Annotated in this window: 19 protein-coding genes and 2 pseudogenes; 17 read left to right on the forward strand and 4 right to left on the reverse strand. The window is 71.8% G+C overall.

Annotated features, from left to right (window positions below):
• Nucleotides 1–34: 34 nt before the first annotated feature.
• On the reverse strand, nucleotides 35–1,237 hold the full coding sequence (locus tag ACTWQC_RS12640; RefSeq protein ID WP_443315717.1) for an SAM-dependent methyltransferase: 1,203 nt from the start codon (nucleotides 1,235–1,237) through the stop codon (nucleotides 35–37).
• Between the two features lie 165 nt (nucleotides 1,238–1,402).
• On the opposite strand from ACTWQC_RS12640, the gene ACTWQC_RS12645 reads away from it, so the two are divergent.
• The 3 genes from ACTWQC_RS12645 (at nucleotide 1,403) to ACTWQC_RS12655 (ending at nucleotide 4,225) form a co-directional block, all read left to right on the forward strand.
• Nucleotides 1,403–2,602, forward strand: a complete 1,200-nt coding sequence (locus tag ACTWQC_RS12645) for a sensor histidine kinase (protein ID WP_443315718.1) — start codon at nucleotides 1,403–1,405, stop codon at nucleotides 2,600–2,602.
• 102 nt (nucleotides 2,603–2,704) lie between these two features.
• Nucleotides 2,705–3,427 (forward strand): DUF4232 domain-containing protein, encoded by a 723-nt coding sequence (locus ACTWQC_RS12650; RefSeq protein ID WP_443315719.1) that lies wholly within the window; start codon nucleotides 2,705–2,707, stop codon nucleotides 3,425–3,427.
• A gap of 75 nt (nucleotides 3,428–3,502) precedes the next feature.
• Nucleotides 3,503–4,225: a response regulator gene (locus ACTWQC_RS12655; protein WP_443315720.1), complete on the forward strand. Its 723-nt coding sequence runs from the start codon at nucleotides 3,503–3,505 to the stop codon at nucleotides 4,223–4,225.
• Between the two features lie 156 nt (nucleotides 4,226–4,381).
• Here the strand turns inward: ACTWQC_RS12655 and ACTWQC_RS12660 are convergent, their stop codons facing one another.
• Nucleotides 4,382–5,605, reverse strand: coding sequence for a threonine aldolase family protein (locus ACTWQC_RS12660; protein ID WP_443315721.1), 1,224 nt, complete (start codon nucleotides 5,603–5,605; stop codon nucleotides 4,382–4,384).
• Between the two features lie 220 nt (nucleotides 5,606–5,825).
• On the opposite strand from ACTWQC_RS12660, the gene ACTWQC_RS12665 reads away from it, so the two are divergent.
• The 12 genes and pseudogenes from ACTWQC_RS12665 to ACTWQC_RS12720 all read left to right on the forward strand — a co-directional run bounded on the left by ACTWQC_RS12665 (nucleotide 5,826) and on the right by ACTWQC_RS12720 (nucleotide 16,364).
• Entirely contained in the window at nucleotides 5,826–6,749 is a 924-nt protein-coding gene (locus tag ACTWQC_RS12665; protein ID WP_443315722.1) for a Rossmann-like and DUF2520 domain-containing protein, read from the forward strand.
• Nucleotides 6,746–7,729: a pantoate--beta-alanine ligase gene (gene panC, locus ACTWQC_RS12670; protein ID WP_443315723.1), complete on the forward strand. Its 984-nt coding sequence runs from the start codon at nucleotides 6,746–6,748 to the stop codon at nucleotides 7,727–7,729. The genes ACTWQC_RS12665 and panC overlap by 4 nt, the downstream gene beginning before the upstream one ends.
• Nucleotides 7,726–7,980, forward strand: coding sequence for a hypothetical protein (locus ACTWQC_RS12675; protein ID WP_443315724.1), 255 nt, complete (start codon nucleotides 7,726–7,728; stop codon nucleotides 7,978–7,980). The genes panC and ACTWQC_RS12675 overlap by 4 nt, the downstream gene beginning before the upstream one ends.
• Nucleotides 7,977–9,758: pseudogene (locus ACTWQC_RS12680) on the forward strand (L-aspartate oxidase); the annotation flags it as partial. The gene ACTWQC_RS12675 and the pseudogene ACTWQC_RS12680, both read left to right, overlap by 4 nt.
• 172 nt (nucleotides 9,759–9,930) lie before the next feature.
• Nucleotides 9,931–11,007: a carboxylating nicotinate-nucleotide diphosphorylase gene (gene nadC / locus ACTWQC_RS12685; protein ID WP_443315725.1), complete on the forward strand. Its 1,077-nt coding sequence runs from the start codon at nucleotides 9,931–9,933 to the stop codon at nucleotides 11,005–11,007.
• A complete protein-coding gene (locus ACTWQC_RS12690) occupies nucleotides 11,007–11,804 on the forward strand; it encodes a type III pantothenate kinase (protein WP_443315726.1) in 798 nt (265 codons plus the stop codon). Before nadC ends, ACTWQC_RS12690 begins: the two co-directional genes overlap by 1 nt.
• Before the next feature lie 72 nt (nucleotides 11,805–11,876).
• Nucleotides 11,877–13,481 carry a hypothetical protein gene (locus ACTWQC_RS12695; RefSeq protein WP_443315727.1) on the forward strand — a complete coding sequence of 535 codons (1,605 nt, stop codon included), beginning with the start codon at nucleotides 11,877–11,879 and terminating at the stop codon, nucleotides 13,479–13,481.
• A 128-nt stretch (nucleotides 13,482–13,609) separates the two neighbouring features.
• On the forward strand, nucleotides 13,610–14,467 hold the full coding sequence (locus tag ACTWQC_RS12700; protein ID WP_443315728.1) for a hypothetical protein: 858 nt from the start codon (nucleotides 13,610–13,612) through the stop codon (nucleotides 14,465–14,467).
• A gap of 17 nt (nucleotides 14,468–14,484) precedes the next feature.
• Nucleotides 14,485–14,694 carry a hypothetical protein gene (locus ACTWQC_RS12705; protein ID WP_443315729.1) on the forward strand — a complete coding sequence of 70 codons (210 nt, stop codon included), beginning with the start codon at nucleotides 14,485–14,487 and terminating at the stop codon, nucleotides 14,692–14,694.
• A gap of 182 nt (nucleotides 14,695–14,876) precedes the next feature.
• Nucleotides 14,877–15,272: a BlaI/MecI/CopY family transcriptional regulator gene (locus ACTWQC_RS12710; protein WP_443315769.1), complete on the forward strand. Its 396-nt coding sequence runs from the start codon at nucleotides 14,877–14,879 to the stop codon at nucleotides 15,270–15,272.
• 9 nt (nucleotides 15,273–15,281) lie between these two features.
• Complete coding sequence (locus tag ACTWQC_RS12715) at nucleotides 15,282–15,800, forward strand: amino-acid N-acetyltransferase (protein WP_443315730.1); 519 nt, start codon at nucleotides 15,282–15,284, stop codon at nucleotides 15,798–15,800.
• Nucleotides 15,801–16,028: 228 nt separating this feature from the next.
• Nucleotides 16,029–16,364, forward strand: a complete 336-nt coding sequence (locus ACTWQC_RS12720; RefSeq protein ID WP_443315731.1) for a histone-like nucleoid-structuring protein Lsr2 — start codon at nucleotides 16,029–16,031, stop codon at nucleotides 16,362–16,364.
• Here the strand turns inward: ACTWQC_RS12720 and ACTWQC_RS12725 are convergent.
• Nucleotides 16,295–16,915 carry an SCO3374 family protein gene (locus ACTWQC_RS12725; RefSeq protein ID WP_443315732.1) on the reverse strand — a complete coding sequence of 207 codons (621 nt, stop codon included), beginning with the start codon at nucleotides 16,913–16,915 and terminating at the stop codon, nucleotides 16,295–16,297. The genes ACTWQC_RS12720 and ACTWQC_RS12725 overlap by 70 nt on opposite strands.
• Nucleotides 16,916–17,345: 430 nt before the next feature.
• Here ACTWQC_RS12725 and ACTWQC_RS12730 point away from each other — a divergent pair, with 430 nt between their 5' ends.
• Both ACTWQC_RS12730 and ACTWQC_RS12735 read left to right on the forward strand, forming a co-directional pair.
• Nucleotides 17,346–19,874, forward strand: coding sequence for an ATP-dependent Clp protease ATP-binding subunit (locus tag ACTWQC_RS12730; RefSeq protein WP_443315733.1), 2,529 nt, complete (start codon nucleotides 17,346–17,348; stop codon nucleotides 19,872–19,874).
• 565 nt (nucleotides 19,875–20,439) lie between these two features.
• A complete protein-coding gene (locus tag ACTWQC_RS12735) occupies nucleotides 20,440–21,195 on the forward strand; it encodes a M23 family metallopeptidase (protein WP_443315734.1) in 756 nt (251 codons plus the stop codon).
• On the opposite strand, the pseudogene ACTWQC_RS12740 reads toward ACTWQC_RS12735, so the two are convergent.
• Nucleotides 21,156–21,467, reverse strand: a pseudogene (locus tag ACTWQC_RS12740) (VOC family protein); the annotation flags it as partial. The gene ACTWQC_RS12735 and the pseudogene ACTWQC_RS12740 sit on opposite strands and share 40 nt — an antisense overlap.
• Nucleotides 21,468–21,507: the final 40 nt, after the last annotated feature.

Raw genomic sequence — 21,507 nt, forward strand, 5'->3', positions numbered from 1 at the left:
GGGCACGGCTGCTGTTCCGGGCGAGCGGGCCGGGTCAGCCCGGTCGGCCGGTGGCCGCGCGGGCGAGGCCCGCCGCGGTCAGGAACTCAGGTGCCAGGCCCATCGGCTGAATGAGCCAGGTGAAGGCTCCCAGGCCCGCCGGGTCGGTGAGCTCGGCGGCCTCGCCCGCCGAGCTCAGCGCGCGCACGTACGCGGCGGGGTCGCTCGACGCGAGCGCGAGGGGCGGTCGGCCGCCGGCGACGCCCAGCGCGCGCAGCGCGTGGCCCTGGGGCAGCAGGACGGGGTCACGGGCTCCGCCGGGGACGGCTTCCGCACCTGCCGACGCACAGGCGTCCAGCGCCACGTGGGCCGTGATGTCGCACGAGCCGTCCGGCACCGGCTGGACCTCGCGGCCGTCGCGGAAGCCCGTCAGCGATCCGAAGGGCGGGCGGGCGGTGCGGGTGTGCCCGTAGTCGACGGCGACCGCGAGACCGCGGGCCAGACACCGCACGGCCCGCGCCCACGCCGCGTCCCGCGGCCTCCCAACCTCCGCCCGCAGCCCCGCAACCGGGCTCGGCGCGGCGTCGCGTGCCTCGCCGCTCTCCGCGTCCGCCTCTACGGCCAACGCCGCGTCCCGCGGCCCGTTGATCCCAGCCCCGAGCCCCGGATCCCCCGACGACCCCGGCTCACCTGCCAGCGGATCCACCGGCGGCTCCGGCGGCCACCATCGCCGCAGCCAGGCCGCGTCGGCGCCCGTCACCTGAGCGCCCAGCCGCTCCGAGCCGTCCGGGGCGACCAGGACCGTTCGCGGGGTGCCCGACGCGTCCCACTCCGCGACGTCCACCGGTACGTCGTCGAGCCACTCGTTGGCGAAGAGGAGCCCCGTGACGGATTCCGGTTCCGGGAGTTCGCGGAGCCACTCGATGCGCTCGTCGAGGTCTTCCGGCCGCTCCGCCCGTTCCACCGCGCGGAGCCGCAGCCGCGCGCCCAGCTCGCGCGGCACCGCGCCCAGCACACCCGCAAGCAGCTCCCCGCGCCCGGCCCCCACGTCCACCACCGCCAGCTCGTCCGGCCGCCCCAGCGCCTCGTCCACCCGCGCCAGCAGCTCGGCGACGGCACCCGCGAAGAGCGGTGATGCGTGCACGGACGTGCGGAAGTGGCCCGCCGGGTGCTCCCGTACGAAGAAGCCGTCCGGCCCGTACAGCGCCTCCTCGGTCGCCTCGCGCCACCCCCGCCACAGCGCCCTATCGCTCACCACGCCCCCACCGTAAGGGCGAGCGGGCGCGGCGGCCTCGCCCACCTCCCACCCGCTCCCGCCCGCTTCCCATCCGCCACCCGTCCACCTTGGGGAGTACGTGCCCGGCACAGGGATCGGCCCTCCGGTTGACCCCGGCACGTACGCGGTCTGCCTACGCTGGGTTACGTGCAGCGCCTCTATGACTTCCTCCGCAGGCACCCGACAGGGGTCGACAGCTTCTGGGCTGTCATCCTGCTCGGGTTCAGCGGCCTGTGGCTGGTCGAGGACACGCTCCTCGGCAGTGCGGAGCGGCCCGCGGCGGTCTTCGTGGCGCTCGCGCTGTGCACCGTGATCGCGCTGCGCCGCCGCGCGCCGGAGAAGATGCTGGTGCTGGCTGCCGCCATGGGCGTCGTGCAGCTCGTCACGGACGTCCAGGTCAACCCGGCCGACTTCGCGATGCTGGTGATCGTCTACACCAACGCCGCCAACGGCGCCCGCTGGGCCTCCCGGTTCGCCCTGGTCGGCGGCCTGGCCGCGCCCACCATCGCCAACACCCGGTGGTCGAGCGACTACTCGAGCGGCTTCGAGAACGTCGTCGCCACCGTCTTCATGACCGTCCCCTTCGCCCTCGCCTGGGTCCTCGGCGACTCGCTCCGCACCCGCCGCGCGTACTACGCGCAGCTCGAGGAGCGGGCCGCCCGCCTGGAGAAGGAGCGCGAGGCGCAGGCCAAGGTGGCCGTGGCCGCCGAGCGGGCGCGGATCGCGCGCGAGCTGCACGATGTCGTCGCGCACAACGTGTCCGTGATGGTGGTGCAGGCGGACGGCGCCGCGTACGTCCTGGACGCCGCGCCCGATCAGGCCAGGCAGGCGCTGGAGACGATCTCCGGCACAGGGCGTCAGGCGCTCGCCGAGATGCGCCGGCTGCTCGGCGTGCTGCGCACCGGGGAGCCGGGCGAGTCCGGCGACTACGTGCCGCAGCCCGACGTCGGCCAGCTCGACGACCTCATCGAGCAGGTGCGCGGCGCCGGCCTGCCCGTGGACTTCCGGGTCGAGGGCAGACCGCGCCCGCTCCCCAGCGGCGTGGAGCTGACCGCGTACCGCATCGTGCAGGAGGCGCTCACCAACAGCCGCAAGCACGGCGGCCCGGACGTCGGCGCCACCGTCCGCCTCATGTACGGCGACGCCGAGCTGGACCTGCTCGTCGAGGACGACGGGCGCGGCGCGCAGCACGAGCTGTACGAGGACGGCGGGGCGGACGGCCTCGGGCAGGGGCTGATCGGAATGCGGGAGCGGGTCGGGATGGTCGGCGGCCGCCTCGACGCCGGGCCGCGGCCGGGGGGCGGCTTCCGGATCAGCGCGGTGCTGCCCCTGAAGGCGGGCGGCTGAGGGCCAGCGCTTCGTTAGCGGTGCGTTAAGGGAACGGCAGCCGCTGTCGGCAAGCTCAGTGGCACACCGAGCGAAAGCCTCGCCGGGGTCACCTCTCCACTGATGACGAAGAAGGTTTTCCACATGCGTGCCATCCGCTCCCGAGTCCGTACGTTCGCCGGTGCCGGTCTGCTGGTGAGCGCCGCCCTGCTGGCCACCGCCTGCCAGCCGTTCGGCGCCGAGAGCGCGGGCTCCGGTGACTCGTCGTCCGCGTCATCCGCCCCGGTCGTGTCCGGCAAGGACACCAAGTCCGGCTCGTCCGCCACGGACAAGAGCCGGAGCACCGCCGAGACCTCCACCACGAAGGGCAAGGGAACCGAGGACGGCGCCGGCTCCGGCTACGACACCGGCAACGGCGAGAGGGAGCAGGTCGGGCAGACCTGCGGTGCCAACGACATTTCCTGGAGCACCAGGGAGGAGTCGCGGGCCGGCGGCTACATCCTGATCATCGCGAAGGCCAAGCCGGGCATCACCTGCGAACTGCCCGCCGGGCTTCCCACGGTGGCCTTCGGATCCGACGGCACCCAGGCGGGCAACGCTGAGCAGGCCGTAGGCGAGCAGATCACGCTGAGCGAGGGAACCACCGCCTATGCCGGGGTGAACCCGAAGACCACCAAGGGAAACGGTGGCAAGGAACTGGACAGCATCATCGTGGCCGTCGGCAGCGACGACCCGAACCCGGTCTCCCTGCCGGTCGGCACCATGACCGTCGACGAGCCGATCGTCACCAACTGGCACACCTCCGCAGCGGATGCGGTTCCCTTCGACGGCGGAACGGACGAGTAGCCGTCACGGAACGGCTACCAGCCCCGCCCGGACCGCGGGACCCGGGCGGGGCTTTCCGCTGCGTACGCTGGCTGCATGACTGAGCCTGAGCCCAACGCAGAGCAGCAGCCGGTGAGATGTGTACGAGTCATGCTCGTCGACGACCAGGTGCTGCTCCGCACCGGGTTCCGCATGGTGCTGCAGGCGCAGCCCGACATGGAGGTCGTCGCGGAGGCGGGGGACGGCGTGGAGGCCCTGGAGGCGCTGCGCGCGACGGAAGTCGACGTGGTCCTCATGGATGTCCGGATGCCGCGGATGGACGGGGTTGAGGCGACCCGCCGCATCTGTGAGGGAGACGGGGCTCCCCGGGTCCTGATACTGACGACCTTCGACCTCGACGAGTACGCCTTCTCGGCGCTGAAGGCGGGCGCGAGCGGCTTCATGCTCAAGGATGTGCCGCCTGGCGAGCTGCTGGCGGCGATCCGGGCGGTGCACAGCGGCGACGCGGTCGTCGCGCCGAGCACCACCCGGCGGCTGCTCGACCGCTTCGCGCCGATGCTGCCGAGCAGCGCCGCCGACTCCTCGCACGCCGAGCTGAAGCGGCTGACGGACCGCGAGCGCGAGGTGCTGCTGCTGGTCGCGCAGGGCCTGTCGAACGGCGAGATCGCGGCGAGGCTCTTCCTCTCCGAGGCCACGGTCAAGACGCATGTGGGCCGCATCCTCACCAAGCTGGACCTGCGGGACCGGGTCCAGGCGGTGGTGCTGGCGTACGAGACGGGGCTCGTGCGGGCGGGGAGCGGCGGGGGTGGAGCGCAGTAGCGTTCCGCAACGCGGACCCGGCTCAGCCGCGCGGATCCGACTCCGCTACGCGCGCGTGGCAGCCGGATCGAGCTCGTCCTCCTACGGGCCCAGCCCGTCCGACCGGCCCAGCCCGTCCGACCGGCCCAGCCTGGCCGACCGGCCCTGCCGGTCCAGTCAGCCCTGCCCGTCCAGACCGTTCAGCCCGTCCAGTCGGCCCAGCCGGTCGAGGAAGTCCCCCACCGCCGCGGCCACTTCCGTTTCCGTCCACTCCAGCCCCGGCGCCGCCACCGTCACCTCGGTCATCGCGAGGCCCGGCGCCCCCGCGTCCCGCCACGCCCGGAACAGCGTCGTCCGGGTCTCCTCAGCCTGCCGCACCCCCGCCTCGGTGAGCAGCTCCGCCGGATACGGCAGCCACACCTGGAACTGGTGGGTGTGTGGCACCTCCGGGTGGATCCGGTGCCAGGGGAGACCGGCCGCCGCCAGTGCCTCCCGCAGCGCCTTCGCGACGACCTTCGCGTGCGCCACGTACTCCGGCAGGCGCGGCAGTTCCCGGTCGAGGCCGGCCAGGGCCGTGACTGCGGCGGGCCACTGCTGGAAGACCTGCCCGCCGTACCGGTGCCGCCAGGCCTTCGACTCGTCGATCAGGGGCTGCGGTCCGGCAAGCGCGGCGCCGGACAGCCCGCCCAGGGACTTGTAGAAGGAGACGTACACGCTGTCCGCGAGGGCGGCGATCTCCGGGAGCGCGCGCCCGAAGTGAGAGGTGCACTCCCACAGCCGCGCGCCGTCGAGATGCACCACCGCGTCGCGTTCCCGCGCCGCCTCCACCACGGCTGTCAGCTCCTCCCAGGAGGGCAGCACGTAACCCGCCTCGCGCAGCGGCAGTTCCAGCATCAGCGCGCCGAACGGCTCGTCCAGGTCCCGCACTTCCCGCGCCGTCGGCAGCCGCGGCTCGGTGGTCGGGTGCACCGTGCGCAGGCCGCTCAGCGCGCTGAGCGCGTCGCGTTCCCACACCTCCGGGTGCGCCAGCGGGTGGATCGCCACGGCCGGACTGCCCGTACGCCCCGCCCAGCAGCGCAGGGCGACCTGCTGGGCCATGGTCCCGGTGGGGAAGAAGGCCGCGGCCTCCGTTCCGAGCAGCTCCGCGACCCGGCGCTCGACCTCGGCGACGACCCCGTCGCCGTACGCGTCGGTCCAGTCGTCCAGGTCGTACGCGTCGCGGGCGTGGGCCGTCAGCCGTTCGAGCCGTTCGCGGATCGTCTCGCCGCGCGGCCCGCGTGCGAGCGTCCGCTCGGAGCCGCGCCAGGCCGCGAGCCTGCGGGCCCGCGCCCCGTCTTGGTTCCCGTCGGCGTTCTCGTCCGTGATCGACTTCGCACCGCCCCCGGCGTCCGTCTCCGTCATGGCGCCGATGATGTCCTACGCCCCGGCGGGCGGTCGCGGGGTTTTCGCGCGGGGGCGGAGCGCCGGGGAGGCGGGGCGGCGGGGCCGGCTCAGTGTGGTTGTCCGCAGCGTGTGTTCGTCCACAGCCCGTGGACGGCCCGTATACCCCCCGAAACACTCGCGTAGCATGGCGGGGATACGTCCGGTACCCCTGGCGGACTGGAACGGAAGGCCGTCCCGCGTGAACGCACCACATCACCCAGAGCCCAAGGACCGCCCCGCGGACCGCCCGGCCCGGCTCACCGTCGGCGTCGTCGGCGCCGGCCGCGTCGGCCCGGCCCTCGCGGCGGCGCTGCAGCTCGCCGGGCACCGCCCGGTCGCCGTCTCCGGCATCTCCGACGCCTCCGTGCGGCGGGCGGCGGACCTGCTCCCCGACGTGCCGGTCGTGCAGCCCGCCGAAGTGCTGAAGGACGCCGAGCTGGTCCTGCTCACCGTGCCCGACGACGCCCTTCCCGGCCTGGTGGAAGGCCTCGCCGAGACCGGCGCCGTACGCCCCGGCCAGCTGCTGGTGCACACCTCGGGCCGGTACGGAACCGGCGTCCTCGAACCGGCCACGCGCGCGGGGGGCCTGCCGCTCGCCCTGCACCCCGTTATGACCTTCACCGGCACGGCCGTCGACGTGCAGCGCCTCGCAGGCTGCTCGTTCGGGGTCACCGCGCCCGAGGAGCTGCGGCTGGCGGCGGAGGCGCTGGTCATCGAGATGGGCGGGGAGCCGGAGTGGATCGAGGAGTCGGCCCGCCCGCTTTATCACGCGGCGCTCGCGCTCGGCGCCAACCACCTCGTCACGCTGGTCGCGCAGTCCATGGAGCTGCTGCGCTTCGCCGGGGTCGCGTCCCCGGACCGGATGCTCGGCCCGCTGCTGGGCGCCGCGCTGGACAACGCCCTGCGCTCCGGCGACGCGGCGCTCACCGGGCCGGTCGCCCGAGGCGACGCGGGCACGGTCGCGGCCCACGTCGCCGAGCTGCGCGCACACGCGCCGCAGGCCGTCGCCGGTTACCTGGCCATGGCCCGCGCGACGGCGGACCGCGCGCTCGCGCACGGGATGCTGAGGCCGGAGCTTGCGGAGGACCTGCTGGGTGTCCTCGCGGACGGAGGGAACGCATGACGGTCCAGGTGGTGCACACCGCGGACGGGCTCCGGGCGCTCACGCGCGCGGGGGAGCGCGCCGTGGTGATGACGATGGGCGCCCTGCACGAGGGGCACGCGGCGCTGATCCGTACGGCCCGCGATCGGGTGGGCCCTGACGGGCAGGTCGTGGTCACAGTCTTCGTCAACCCGCTGCAGTTCGGTGCGGGCGAGGATCTCGACCGCTACCCGCGCACCCTGGACGCGGACCTCGTGATCGCGGAGAAGGCCGGGGCGGACGCCGTCTTCGCCCCGTCGGCCGACGAGGTATACCCGGGCGGCGAGCCGGAGGTCCGGATCAGCGCGGGACCGATGGGTGAGCGGCTCGAAGGGGCGTACCGGCCGGGCCACTTCGACGGCGTGCTCACGGTCGTGGCCAAGCTGCTCCACCTCACGGCCCCCGACGTGGCCTTCTACGGCCAGAAGGACGCCCAGCAGCTCGCACTGATCACGCGCATGGCGCGGGACCTCAACTTCCCCGCCGAGATCGTCGGCGTCCCGACCGTCCGCGAGGACGACGGCCTGGCGCTGTCCAGCCGCAACCGCTACCTCTCGGCGGACGAGCGCCGAACCGCCCTCGCGCTCTCCCGCGCGCTCTTCGCGGGCCGCGAATCGGGCCGCCGCGCGGCCGGGTCCGCTGCAGCGGAGGGGAGCGGGGGCGCGCCGAGCGGACCTGACGCGCCTGCGGCGGAGGGGCAGGGAGCGGCTGCCGCCGAGGCCGCGGCGCCCGCCGAGGTCGCCGACCCCGAGGCCGTACGGGCCGCCGCGCGGCAGGTCCTCGACGCCGCCGCCGGGCTCGAACCACCCCTCAGCCTCGATTACTTGGCGCTCGTGGACCCCGCCGACTTCACCGGCATCCCCCCGGACTTCCGCGGCGAAGCGATCCTGGCCGTCGCCGCCAGGGTCGGCACGACGCGCCTGATCGACAACATCCGCCTGGAGTTCGGAGCCGCGCGATGATCCCGCTGAGGCAGCACGTCCTCCAGCACGGAGCCCTGGCCGTGGCCGCCGGGGCGAGCGCCCTGCCGTTCGCCGTGAGCGGCGCGCACTCCCGGGCCTGGGCGCCGCTCGCCCTCGGCCTCGCACTCGTTCTCGCGCGCGTGCCGCTCGCCCGCGGATCCAGGAACCGCCCCGTGGCGATACGGGCCGCCCGAACCCCGTATCCGCATCACGCATCCGTGACCCGCCCCGGCCACAGGAGCCCGCGATGACCGACGCCGCCCCCATAACAGACGGCGCCCGCCGAACCGCCCCCACGCCGGAGTCGAACACCCTGCGCGCCCCCGCCCCCGGCTGGGCCGTCGAGGCGGACGTGGTCGTCGTCGGGTCCGGTGTCGCCGGGCTGACCGCCGCGCTGCGCTGCGCCGCCGCAGGCCGGAAGACCGTCGTCGTCACCAAGGCGCGGCTCGACGACGGGTCAACCCGCTGGGCGCAGGGCGGTATAGCCGCCGCGCTCGGCGAGGGCGACACCCCCGAGCAGCACCTCGACGACACGCTCGTCGCCGGCGCCGGACTGTGCGACGAGCAGGCCGTGCGCACGCTCGTCACCGAGGGCCCGGACGCCGTACGCCGGCTCATCGCCACCGGCGCCCAATTCGACACCTCCACCGCGACCGGCGAGATCGAGCTGACCCGCGAGGGCGGCCACCACCGGCGCCGGATCGCGCACGCGGGCGGCGACGCGACCGGCGCGGAGATCTCCCGCGCGCTCGTCGAGGCCGTACGCGACCAGGGCATCGAGACCGTCGAGAACGCCCTCGTCCTCGACCTGCTCACCGACGCCGAAGGCCGCACCGCGGGCGTCACCCTGCACGTCATGGGGGAGGGGCAGCGCGACGGCGTCGGCGCTGTGCACGCCCCCGCCGTCGTCCTCGCCACCGGCGGCATGGGCCAGGTCTTCTCCGCGACGACCAATCCCGCCGTCTCCACCGGCGACGGCGTCGCGCTCGCGCTCCGCGCAGGCGCCGAGGTGAGCGACCTCGAGTTCGTCCAGTTCCACCCCACGGTCCTCTACCTGGGCCGGGACGCGGAGGGCCAGCAGCCGCTCGTCTCCGAGGCCGTACGCGGCGAGGGCGCGTACCTCGTGGACGCCGACGGGGTCCGCTTCATGCAGGGGCAGCACGAACTGGCCGAGCTCGCACCGCGCGACATCGTCGCCAAGGGGATCATGCGGCGCATGCAGGAGCAGGACGCCGAGCACATGTACCTCGACGCCCGCCACTTCGGCGCCGAGATGTGGAGTTCCCGCTTCCCCACGATCCTCGCGGCCTGCCGCGCGCACGGCATCGACCCGGTGACCGAACCGATCCCGGTGGCGCCCGCCGCGCACTACGCGTCCGGTGGCGTACGGACCGACCTGTCGGGCCGTACGACCGTCCCGGGCCTGTACGCGTGCGGCGAGGTCGCCTGCACCGGCGTCCACGGCGCGAACCGGCTCGCCTCCAACTCCCTCCTCGAGGGCCTGGTCTTCGCCGAGCGCATCGCCGCCGACATCGTCGCCGGCGCGGGAGCGGATCGGGCCGCACGGCCCACGCCTGGGCCGGCGCCCGCCACGAGCCGGGAAGACGCCGCCGGCCCGCGGCCGGGCGGCTCAGGGGCGGCGACACCCCTGCTGGCCCCCGAGTCCCGCTTCGTCATCCAGCGCACCATGACCAAGGGGGCCGGCGTGCTGCGCAGCGCGGAGAGCCTCGCGGCTGCGGCGCTCGCGCTGGAGGCTCTGCACACCGAGGCCGTCGCCGCCCTGGCCCGGGACGGAAAGACCGCCGAGCCGTGCGTCGAGACGTGGGAGGCCACGAACCTCCTCCTGGTCTCGCGCGTGCTGGTCGCGATGGCGCGCGAGCGCGAGGAGACCCGCGGCTGCCACTGGCGTGAGGACCGCCCCTCGCGGGACGACGAGCACTGGCGGCGGCACCTTGTGGCGCGGCTCCGGCCCGGGGCCGAGCTGGTGATCAGCGTCACGGACACGGCAGACTTCCCGCCGGTGAGCCCGGTGAGCCCGGTGAGCCCGGTGAGCCCGGTGAGCCCGGTGAGCCCGGTGAGCCCGGCGAACCGCGCCGCCCCCGGCCGCAGTTCCGTAGCCGCAGGCGCGCACGCCGCCGCCGGCCCCGCCGCGCCCTTCCAGGAAGACGCCGACCGAAAAACCCATCCCGAAGGGGACTCACGTGAACACGCCTGACCGTCCACAGCCTGTGGACCTTCCGCTGCTCCAGATCGGAGGCCCCGCCGCGGGGAGCGGTCTCCCCGGCGAGGGGGCCGGCGCCGAAGCAGGAGGGTGCGGCGACGCGTGCGGCTGCGGAGGCGGCGACGACGAGGCGTACGAGCTCGATCCGATGGAGTGCGGTCTCGACCCGGACCTCGCCGAGCTGCTCGCGGCCGCGGGCCTCGACCCGGTCCAGGTCGAGGACATCGCCCACATGGCCATCGAGGAGGACCTCGACCACGGCGTGGACGTGACGACCGTCGCGACCATCCCCGGAAGCGCCGTCGCCACCGGCGACTTCACCGCCCGCGAGTCCGGCGTCGTCGCGGGCCTGCGCATCGCCGAGGCCATCCTCTCCGTCGTCTGTACCGACGACTTCGAGGTCGAGCGGCACGTCGAGGACGGCGACCGCGTCGGGCCGGGCCAGAAGCTGCTGTCCGTCCGCACCCGCACCCGCGACCTCCTCACCGCCGAGCGCAGCGCCCTGAACCTCATGTGCCGCCTGTCCGGCATCGCCACCGCCACGCGCGCGTGGGCCGACACCCTGGAGGGAACGGGCGCCGCGGTCCGCGACACCCGCAAGACGACACCGGGGCTGCGCTCCCTGGAGAAGTACGCGGTGCGCTGCGGCGGCGGGGTCAACCACCGCATGTCGCTGTCCGACGCCGCGCTCATCAAGGACAACCACGTCGTCGCCGCGGGCGGTGTCGCGGCCGCCTTCAAGGCCGTACGGACCGAGTTCCCGGACGTGCCGATCGAGGTCGAGGTGGACCGGCTCGACCAGATCGAGCCGGTGCTCGCCGAGGGCGCGGACCTGATCCTGCTGGACAACTTCACGCCCGGGCAGACCCGCGAGGCCGTCGTCCTCGTCGCGGGCCGGGCCCGGCTGGAGTCCTCCGGCCGCCTCAGCCTGGACAACGCCCGTACGTACGCGGAGACGGGCGTCGACTACCTGGCCGTCGGAGCGCTCACCCACTCCTCCCCGATCCTCGACATCGGCCTCGACCTCCGCGAGAGTTCCGGGGAGGAGCAGAGCTGATGCTGCTCACCATCGACGTCGGCAACACCCACACCGTCCTCGGCCTGTTCGACGGCGCGGACATCGTCGAGCACTGGCGGATCTCCACCGAAGCCCGCCGCACGGCCGACGAACTCGCCGTGCTGCTCCAGGGCCTGATGGGCATGCACCCGCTGCTCGGAGAGGAGCTCGGGGACGGCATCGACGGCATCTCCATCTGCTCGACCGTCCCCTCCGTCCTGCACGAGCTGCGCGAGGTCACCCGCCGCTACTACGGCGACGTGCCCGCCGTCCTGGTCGAACCGGGCGTCAAGACGGGCGTCCCGATCCTCATGGACAACCCGAAGGAGGTCGGCGCCGACCGGATCATCAACGCCCTGGCCGCCGTCGAGCTCTACGGCGGCCCGTGCATCGTCGTCGACTTCGGTACGGCCACGACCTTCGACGCCGTGTCGGCGCGCGGCGAGTACGTGGGCGGCGTGATCGCCCCCGGTATCGAGATCTCCGTGGACGCGCTGGGTGTGCGCGGCGCGCAGCTGCGCAAGATCGAACTGGCCCGCCCGCGCAGCGTGATCGGCAAGAACACCGTCGAGGCGATGCAGTCCGGCATCCTCTACGGCTTCGCGGGCCAGGTCGACGGGGTCGTGGAGCGCATGGCGCGCGAGCTCGCCGACGACCCGGACGACGTCACCGTCATCGCGACCGGCGGCCTGGCCCCGATGGTGCTCGGCGAGTCCTCGGTCATCGACGAGCACGAGCCGTGGCTGACCCTGATCGGCCTCCGCCTGGTCTACGACCGCAACGTCTCGCGGAGTTAACTCCCGCACAACCTTCCGTCGACCCCACGGGTCCTGGCGCTGAAAGGGCTTAGGGCTCCTATGGGGATGGGCGTGGGACGTATGAGGCGCAAAGGGACTCTGGCGAGGGCCGCGGCGGCCGCGGCCGTCCTCGCGGCGGCGACCGGCCTCGGAGCCGGGCAGGCCCAGGCGGCCGACCCCACGCTGCTGATCCAAGTCCCCGCGCGCTACTACGCCTACGCGGCGGACGAGGGCCCCGAAGACGGCGACCTGTTCCTCCTGCACCTGAACCTCGAAGCACCGGAAGGCGAGGAACCGCTCGCCGAGGACGTGAAGCTGACCATCGACGCGTCCTCGCTCAAGGACAAGGCTGTCCTGAAGGCGACGAACGGCAGCTGCGCGGACCCCGAGAAGGACCTGGTCTTCACCTGCGAGTACGCCTCGATCGACGGCAGGACGAGCGTGCAGCCCTTCTCCATCAAGGGCGCGGACGGCGTGAAGCCGGGATACGCGGGCATGATCGACTACACCGCCACAGCCTCCAACACCCCTGCCGCCGAAGCGAAGACGAAGGTCTTCATCGACGGCCCCAAGCTCGCCGAGCGCAGGCACCAGCCGTTGAAGGACGTGGCCCCGGGCTCCACCGTCGAGCTCACCCCGGGCGTCGCCAACCACGGTCAGCTGCCGGCAGACCAGGGCGCCGGCCTCAAGCTCTACGGGGCCGACGGCATCAAGGTCGCCCGCGAGCACAGCAACTGCCACTACAAGAGCTGGTCCGACACCTCCGCGTACTGCACCTTCGACACCCCGCTCGAGCCGGGAGCGGCGTACGAGGTCAGCGCGCCCTTCCGGTTCACGGTCTCGGACGAGCTGATGTACGGGAACATCGGCTACGACACCTGGGCCATCGGCAGCGGTGATCCGTGGGAGTACGAGGAGCCGGAGGACTACGACCAGCAGGGCAGCGGCGCACCCCTCACCCTGAACCTCGTCGACGACATCGGCTTCGAGGACTTCGGCGGCCACACCGAGCTCGTCACGACCCAGCGCGCCGACTTCCGGGCCGTCACCGGCACGGTCGAGGGCAGGGTCGGCGACACCGTCCCCATCACCCTGGGCGCGCAGAACGCGGGCCCCGGCTCGATGGACCTGACCGGCTACAGCGGCCACGGCAGCGGCACGTACGAGGTCACGCCGCCGGAGGGCACCACGGTCACCTCGATCCCCTTCCCGGGCGAGGAGGACGACTGGGCCTGCTCGCCGGCGAAGGCGGGCGCCAGGTCGTACGTGTGCGGTATAGACGAGCGCTTCGCCGGCGGCGAGAAGGACACCCTCGTCTTCAACGTCCGCATCGACAAGAAGGTCGAGGGTGCGGCGGGGAAGATCACGGTCCTCGACCGCGACGACTACCCGGCGCGGGACCCGGAGCCGGAGAACGACACGGCCACGATCCCGCTCAAGATCACCGGCGGGAGCGGAGCGGGCGGCGGCAGCGGCAGCGGGGGCGGGCCCGGCGACTCCGCTTCTCCCGCCGCGGCCGACGGCTCGTCGCCCACGGGCTCCTCCGGTACTCCGGCTGGCTCCATGGCGAGCACGGGGGCACGCGGTATCGCCCTGATCGCGGCCGCTTCGGCAACGGTCCTGGCCGCAGGCACCGCGGCGGTCGTCTTCGCCTCCCGCCGCCGCGACCGCGGATAACCACCCCCGCCACGGCCCGTAGCGCCCGACCGCCGACGCGGGCCGGTGGGGTGTGGGCCCCGGTGGGCCGACACCCCCGGCAGGTCCGGCTCAGCAAAAATTGTCCGCTTAGCACTTAAAGTCGGTTCATGCCCACGCCATACGGTTCCCGCGGCGCCATGGCGTTCAGCGCCGATGAGCTGCGCGTCCTGCGCCGCGCCCTCGCCATCGCCCTGCGGCCATCTCCCGCACCTCCCGCAGCACACCGGGAGGAGGAAGTCCAGGAGCTGTGCCGTCTCACCGAAGCCGTGGAGGAGGCGGTCCGCGAAGGCGGCAGGCTGCGCGCCTTCCTCCTCGCCGACCTCGCCCGGTACCGAGCCGCTCTCCCCGGCGCCGCCCACGGCTATCTGGAGCGCCTCGTGGACGCGCTGTCCGCCGGTTACACCCCCGGCGCCGACGATCTCGCCGCGCTCCGCTCGCTCTGCGCGGCCCCCGCCGCCAAGGCCAAGCCCGAGGCGGAGCGCCGGCGTGTGCTGCTTCGCCGCTGCGAAGCGCTGGCCGAGCAGGCCCTGCGCAACCGCCTCGCGTGCCGCACCCGGCCCGCGGCCCCTACCGCGCCCCGGGCGTCCACGGCCCCCACCGCATCCGCCGTCTCGGCCTCCACGGCCCCCGCCGCATCCACGGAGGCCACCGCGCACCCGGCCGGCCGGCTGGTCGCCCTGCCCGGCGGCCGCGCCGCCGACGAGCCCGCCAAGCCCGCGCCCAAGCCCGCCCCCAAGCCGAAGGCCAAGCCCGGGCCCGAGTCCAAGCCGGAACCGAAGCCCGAGCAGAAGCCCGAGCAGAAGCCCGCGGCCAAGCCCAAGCCGGAGCCGGACCGCAGCCCGCCGCCCCCCTCCGAGCAGCCGGGCCGTCACGTGCCCACCCCGGCCGAGGTCTTCCCGCCGCGCCGGCGCCGTACCCCGCCCCCGGGGGAGCCGTCCCGCCCCGAGCAATTGGTCGCGGTCTGACTGGCTACCCTTGACGCATGGATTACGTCTCCGCGCTGCTGCCCCCCGTGGTGATGGCCGTCGCCTTCATCGCTTTGGTCAGGACCATCGTGAAGAGCCAGGGCGGCGCCAATAAGGCCAAGGAGGACGCCGCGGTCGACGCGGCGCTGTCCCGCGCCGAGGCCGTCGGCAGGCAGGCACAGGACCGGTCCCCGCAGCCGCCGACGACCGGCGAATCACGGGCCTGACCAGCCGGATATCAGCAGCGCGTACGACAGCCCGTACGGCAGAAAGACCACAGGGCCTAGTACGGCAGGAAGACCGCAGGGCGTACGACCGGGAACACCTGTCCCGGCCGTACGCCCTTTTCGTTGCGGGAAATGATCCGATGCGAACCGGCATTCAGGACATCTCCCACTATTATTCCAATGTGGTTCGACGATTGGGTGACCTCGAGGACGCCGTGATGACGCGCGTCTGGGAGTGGAACCGGCCGGTCACCGTTCGAGAAGTCCTGGAAGACCTTCAGCAGGAACGCTCCATCGCGTACACCACGGTCATGACCGTAATGGACAACCTGCATCAGAAGGGCTGGGTGCGCAGGGAAGCCGAAGGCCGCGCCTATCGATATGAGGCGGTCTCCACCCGCGCCGCGTACTCCGCCGCACTCATGCACGAGGCATGGCAGACCAGTGACAACCTCGCGGCCGCACTCGTCGCCTTCTTCGGCATGATGTCCCAGGAACAGCGGGAAGCCCTCCGGGACGCCATGCGCGTCGTACAACTCGGCGATCCCGATGAGAGCCCGGGAGAGGCGGGGCGATAGCGTCCGCCCATGTCCCCAGTATCAAAAGAGGTCACTGTACGCCGGGCCCGGACGAGCGATGTGCCAGTCGTGCGCCGTCTCATCGACGCGTACGTGCGCGACGGCATCCTGCTCGACAAAGCGACGGTGACCCTTTACGAGGACATCCAGGAGTTCTGGGTCGCGGAGCGCGACGAGGACGGACAGGTCGTCGGGTGCGGGGCACTCCATGTGATGTGGGAAGACCTCGCCGAGGTCCGCACGCTGGCCGTTGACCCGCGGTTGAAGGGCACCGGGGTGGGGCACCAGATCCTCACGAAGTTGTTGCAGACGGCACGCTGGCTCGGCGTGCGGCGCATTTTCTGTCTCACCTTCGAACTCGACTTCTTCGCCAAGCACGGCTTCGCGGAGATCGGGGAGACGCCGGTCGACGGCGATGTCTACAGCGAGCTGCTGCGTTCCTATGACGAGGGTGTGGCCGAGTTCCTGGGCCTCGAACGGGTGAAGCCGAACACCCTCGGCAACAGCCGGATGCTTCTGCACCTGTGAGCCCCCGATGCTTCTGCAACCGGATCTGCAACGGGATCTGCAACGAGTGAAGCACGCCCCCTCACAGATGCCTATGCCGCTGCTATGAGGGCGTATGGCGATCCCTATGTCCGAATCGCGCATGTTTACCGTACTGACGGGCTGCTGAACCTCACCCAGGGGTTTGTGTTTTTCCGAGAAAGGCGGTTTCCTTTCCGTCGTACTGCTTTTTCGATGAAAGGGAATCCGGTGGCACAGAAGGTTCAGGTCCTTCTTGTCGACGACCTCGACGGTGGCGAGGCCGACGAGACCGTGACGTTCGCGCTGGACGGCAAGACCTACGAGATCGACCTCACCGCCGCCAACGCGGACAAGCTGCGTGGTCTGCTCGAGCCGTACACGAAGGGCGGCCGCCGCACCGGTGGCCGTTCCGGGGCCGGCCGCAAGGCCCGTGCCGCGGCGTCCGGCGGCACCCAGGACACTGCGAAGATCCGCGCCTGGGCGAAGGAGAACGGTTACAGCGTCAACGACCGCGGCCGCGTCCCCGCGGAGATCCGCGAGGCGTACGAGAAGGCGAACGCCTGAGCGCGCGAGGCGCTCAGTAGCCGGGCCCGGTGGCACTCCGTAGCCGCCGCGCCCACGAGCCGCACGAGATCGGGGGCGCTCTCGCTGTCGCCCCCGCGACCCCCCGGGACACCCCCGAGGGCTGCCGCGGGCAGCGTCGGCTCGACCTCGCATCCCGGCTCGGGAGGCCGCAGCCACACCGGCTGCGGCCCGGAGCCCGCGGCCGCCCGCGAGCCCGCAGGCCGGGGCGCGGGCATCCGGTCGCCCGGTCCGAGTGCGACCAGATCGAGGGCAACGCCGCTCCACTCCAGCCAGTCGAGCAGCTCCGGCAGCTGCTCCGCGCTGCCCGCGGCCACCAGGAACCTCATGCTGAGGCCGTCCAGCGCCACAGGGCCGGTTCGCGGCATGCGCCGCAGCACTGCTGACCCGGCCTCGGCCGGCAGCTCCAGGACGTCGAAGCGCAGCCCGGTGAGCAGTTCCACGGGCGGCCCGTCCGGCCGCCCGCACGCCGTGGCCCAGCCCAGCTCGCGCTCGTACCACTGCCGTACGCGGCGGGTGTCGTCGGTTGCCATGTCCGAAGCAACTGCCAATCCTCCTGAGAGTTACGCACAGTTGGTGAACGGGTACGCACTGTGGTAAGGGCGGGGGCGCGCGGGAGGGTTCCCGGGGCGCAAGGTTGTTCGCCCATAGCGGATGGCAGCGGCCCGCGCCGCATGGAGTGTCCGTGCGAGCGGGTAAGAAATTCCTAGTGGGAGAGGCGACGCGCGCGCTGGCCGGGATGGCGTTCGCCATCGGCGTAGTGGTATCGAGGGTATACGCCTGGCCTGCGGGAACATCGTCTCGCACCATCGGGTTGGAGCTGTTGTCGGCTGTTCGGGGCAGGAGGCCAAGGACGGGTGTCGGCAGTTGGAATGAGCTGTCCCCCATAGCGGGACTAGCATGCGGAAGGACAGGGAGGGGATCGTCCCCGATCTTTCTGACCGCTCTGAGGAGCGATTAACGATGTTCGAGAGGTTCACCGACCGTGCGCGGCGGGTTGTCGTCCTGGCTCAGGAAGAAGCCCGGATGCTCAACCACAACTACATCGGCACCGAGCACATCCTCCTGGGCCTGATCCACGAGGGTGAGGGTGTCGCCGCTAAGGCCCTGGAGAGCCTCGGGATTTCGCTCGAGGCGGTCCGCCAGCAGGTGGAGGAGATCATCGGCCAGGGCCAGCAGGCCCCGTCCGGCCACATCCCCTTCACCCCCCGTGCCAAGAAGGTCCTGGAGCTGTCGCTCCGCGAGGCCCTTCAGCTCGGCCACAACTACATCGGTACGGAGCACATCCTGCTCGGCCTGATCCGCGAGGGCGAGGGCGTCGCCGCCCAGGTCCTCGTGAAGCTGGGCGCCGATCTGAACCGGGTGCGGCAGCAGGTCATCCAGCTGCTCTCCGGCTACCAGGGCAAGGAGGCCGCCACCGCAGGCGGCCCGGCCGAGGGCACGCCCTCGACCTCCCTCGTCCTGGACCAGTTCGGCCGCAACCTCACGCAGGCCGCCCGCGAATCCAAGCTCGACCCGGTCATCGGGCGCGAGAAGGAGATCGAGCGGGTCATGCAGGTGCTGTCGCGCCGTACGAAGAACAACCCGGTGCTCATCGGCGAGCCCGGCGTCGGCAAGACCGCGGTCGTCGAGGGCCTGGCCCAGGCGATCGTCAAGGGCGAGGTGCCCGAGACCCTGAAGGACAAGCACCTCTACACCCTCGACCTGGGTGCCCTGGTCGCCGGCTCCCGCTACCGCGGTGACTTCGAGGAGCGCCTGAAGAAGGTGCTCAAGGAGATCCGCACCCGCGGCGACATCATCCTGTTCATCGACGAGCTCCACACCCTGGTGGGTGCGGGCGCCGCCGAGGGCGCGATCGACGCCGCCAGCATCCTCAAGCCCATGCTGGCGCGCGGTGAGCTGCAGACCATCGGTGCCACGACGCTCGACGAGTACCGCAAGCACCTGGAGAAGGACGCGGCCCTGGAGCGCCGCTTCCAGCCCATCCAGGTCGCGGAGCCGTCGCTGCCGCACACCATCGAGATCCTCAAGGGCCTCCGGGACCGCTACGAGGCGCACCACCGCGTCTCGATCACGGACTCGGCTCTCGTGGCGGCCGCCACCCTGGCCGACCGCTACATCTCCGACCGCTTCCTGCCGGACAAGGCGATCGACCTGATCGACGAGGCCGGCTCCCGGATGCGTATCCGCCGGATGACCGCTCCGCCGGACCTGCGCGAGTTCGACGAGAAGATCGCGGGCGTGCGCCGGGACAAGGAGTCGGCCATCGACTCCCAGGACTTCGAGAAGGCGGCCTCTCTCCGCGACAAGGAGAAGCAGCTGCTGGCGGCGAAGACCAAGCGGGAGAAGGAGTGGAAGGCCGGCGACATGGACGTCGTCGCCGAGGTCGACGAGGAGCTGATCGCCGAGGTCCTGGCCACGGCCACCGGCATCCCGGTCTTCAAGCTCACCGAGGAGGAGTCCTCGAGGCTGCTGCGCATGGAGGACGAGCTCCACAAGCGCGTCATCGGCCAGAAGGACGCCATCAAGGCCCTGTCGCAGGCGATCCGCCGTACGCGTGCGGGCCTGAAGGACCCGAAGCGCCCGGGTGGCTCGTTCATCTTCGCCGGCCCGTCCGGCGTCGGTAAGACCGAGCTGTCCAAGACGCTGGCGGAGTTCCTCTTCGGCGACGAGGACGCGCTGATCCAGCTCGACATGTCCGAGTTCAGCGAGAAGCACACCGTCTCGCGGCTCTTCGGCTCCCCGCCCGGATACGTCGGCTACGAGGAAGGCGGCCAGCTCACCGAGAAGGTGCGCCGCAAGCCGTTCTCCGTGGTCCTCTTCGACGAGGTCGAGAAGGCCCACCCGGATATCTTCAACTCGCTGCTGCAGATCCTGGAGGACGGTCGCCTGACCGACTCCCAGGGACGGGTCGTGGACTTCAAGAACACGGTCATCATCATGACCACCAACCTCGGCACCCGGGACATCTCCAAGGGCTTCAACCTCGGCTTCGCCGCCGGGGGCGACGTCCGGACCGGCTACGAGCGGATGAAGGCCAAGGTCAACGAAGAGCTGAAGCAGCACTTCCGGCCCGAGTTCCTGAACCGTGTCGACGACACCGTGGTCTTCCACCAGCTGTCGCAGGACGACATCATCCAGATCGTCGACCTGATGCTGGCCAAGGTGGACGAGCGGCTGAAGGACCGCGACATGGGCATCGAGCTCAGCGGCGAGGCCAAGAAGCTGCTCGCGAAGAAGGGTTACGACCCGATCCTGGGCGCCCGGCCGCTGCGCCGGACGATCCAGCGGGAGATCGAGGACATGCTCTCGGAGAAGATTCTCTTCGGTGAGCTGCGCCCCGGTCACATCGTGGTCGTCGACACCGAGGGCGAGGGCGAGGACAAGACCTTCTCCTTCCGCGGCGAGGAGAAGTCGGCGCTGCCCGACGTCCCCCCGATCGAGTCCGCGGCGGGCGGCGGTTCGGGTCCGAACCTGACCAAGGACGTCTGATCGGCCTCATCGTCGACGGATCGCTCCTCTGAACCCGGCCTGGCCCGGAACCGTAATGCGGTTCCGGGCCAGGCTTTTCGCTGTGTGGGGCGCTGCCGCGCGGCTCAGGGACGCCGGCGCGGGCGCTGCGGCCGCGGCTGCCGTGTGATCCAAGTCCCGAAAGGGACACCCGAAGGACACCGCAGAATCCCTTTTGATCTTATGCGTCCGTGACTTGCCGCACGTGGCCTACTTCACTTACTAGGTGCAATAGGGGATAGCTGTCCAGGAATGCCCGATATGCACCTCGCGGCTCCGAGGTGGCCGCCTACGTCCCCCGCCGGTCACCCTTTCCCAGGGATCAGCCCCCTCAGCTTGCGGGAACAAGGTGATGCCTTTCCGGAGTGAACGTTTTCAAGGGTTTTCCACCCGTTGTGGGGGCTCGATCAGGGCTGGCGAATAGCCCGACTTCCTACGGTATCGGCTAGTAGAAAGGCCGCTTGGCCCCTCGGAAATCGCGGGTTACCAAGGATGAGCGATCCCGGACGCACCCCGGGATCCATTCACTTCTTGGAGGAAAGCCCGTATGACGAAGCACGCCCAGAAGACCAGCACCCCGAGCAAGAACGTCCTTCGCCGCCGCGCCGGAGTCCTGGCCGTGGGTATGGGGGCTTCGGTCGTGCTGGGGACCGGGGTTGCGCTCGCCGCGGCGGGTGGCTCGGCTCCTCAGGGCGGCGAGGTGTTCGCCCTGAACACCGCCACTTCCCTCTCCCACGTCGTGAAGGCCCAGGCCGAGGGTCAGAAGAAGGCCGCCGACACCAAGGCCGCCGTCGCGAAGAAGGCCGCAGCCGCGAAGGCCGCCGCGGCGAAGCGCGCCGCCGACAAGGCCGCCGCCGACCGCAAGAAGCGCGCCGCGCTCAAGCCGGTCGTCACCCCGGCGTCCTGGGTGAAGCCGGTCGACAAGTACGTCAAGGGCTCGACGTTCGGCCTCGGCGGCAACATGTGGTCCAACAAGCACTCCGGCCAGGACCTGGTCGTGCCGACGGGCACCTCCGTCAAGGCCGTCCACACCGGCACTGTGGTCGACGCCGGCTGGGGCGGGGCGTACGGCAACAACGTCGTGATCAAGCACGCCGACCGTACGTACACCCAGTACGCGCACCTCTCGAAGCTCAATGTGCACGTCGGCCAGGCCGTGACGACCGGCCAGGAGATAGGCAAGTCCGGCAGCACCGGCAACTCGACCGGTCCGCACCTGCACTTCGAGACCCGTACCGCCCCGGTCTACGGCCACGCGATCGAGCCCCTGAAGTTCATGCGGGACAAGGGCGTCGCGCTCTGACCGGTCGCGAGCACGCCCGCGCCCAGAACGCCCTTGGAGATCAACGTCTTCATGGCCTCGGCGGACTCCCGGTCGAGTCCGGGCGGTCCCGGCACCATCAGCGTGATCTCGACGTCCGGCTGGTCCTTGGCGCCGACCGTGAGCCAGCGCATACCGCCCTCGCCCATGGTCATGTCGGTGCGGACCTCGAAGCCCAGCTTCTCGGTGTAGAACTCCTTGGCCCGGTCCTGGTCGAGGACCCAGACCGTGGTGATGGCGATTCCCTTGATCATGGCGCGCTCCACGTGCTGTCGAGGTGTCCGTCGGGGCTGT

Source organism: Streptomyces sp. 8N616, assembly GCF_052246385.1.
In the GTDB taxonomy this organism is placed as follows: Bacteria; Actinomycetota; Actinomycetes; order Streptomycetales; family Streptomycetaceae; genus Streptomyces.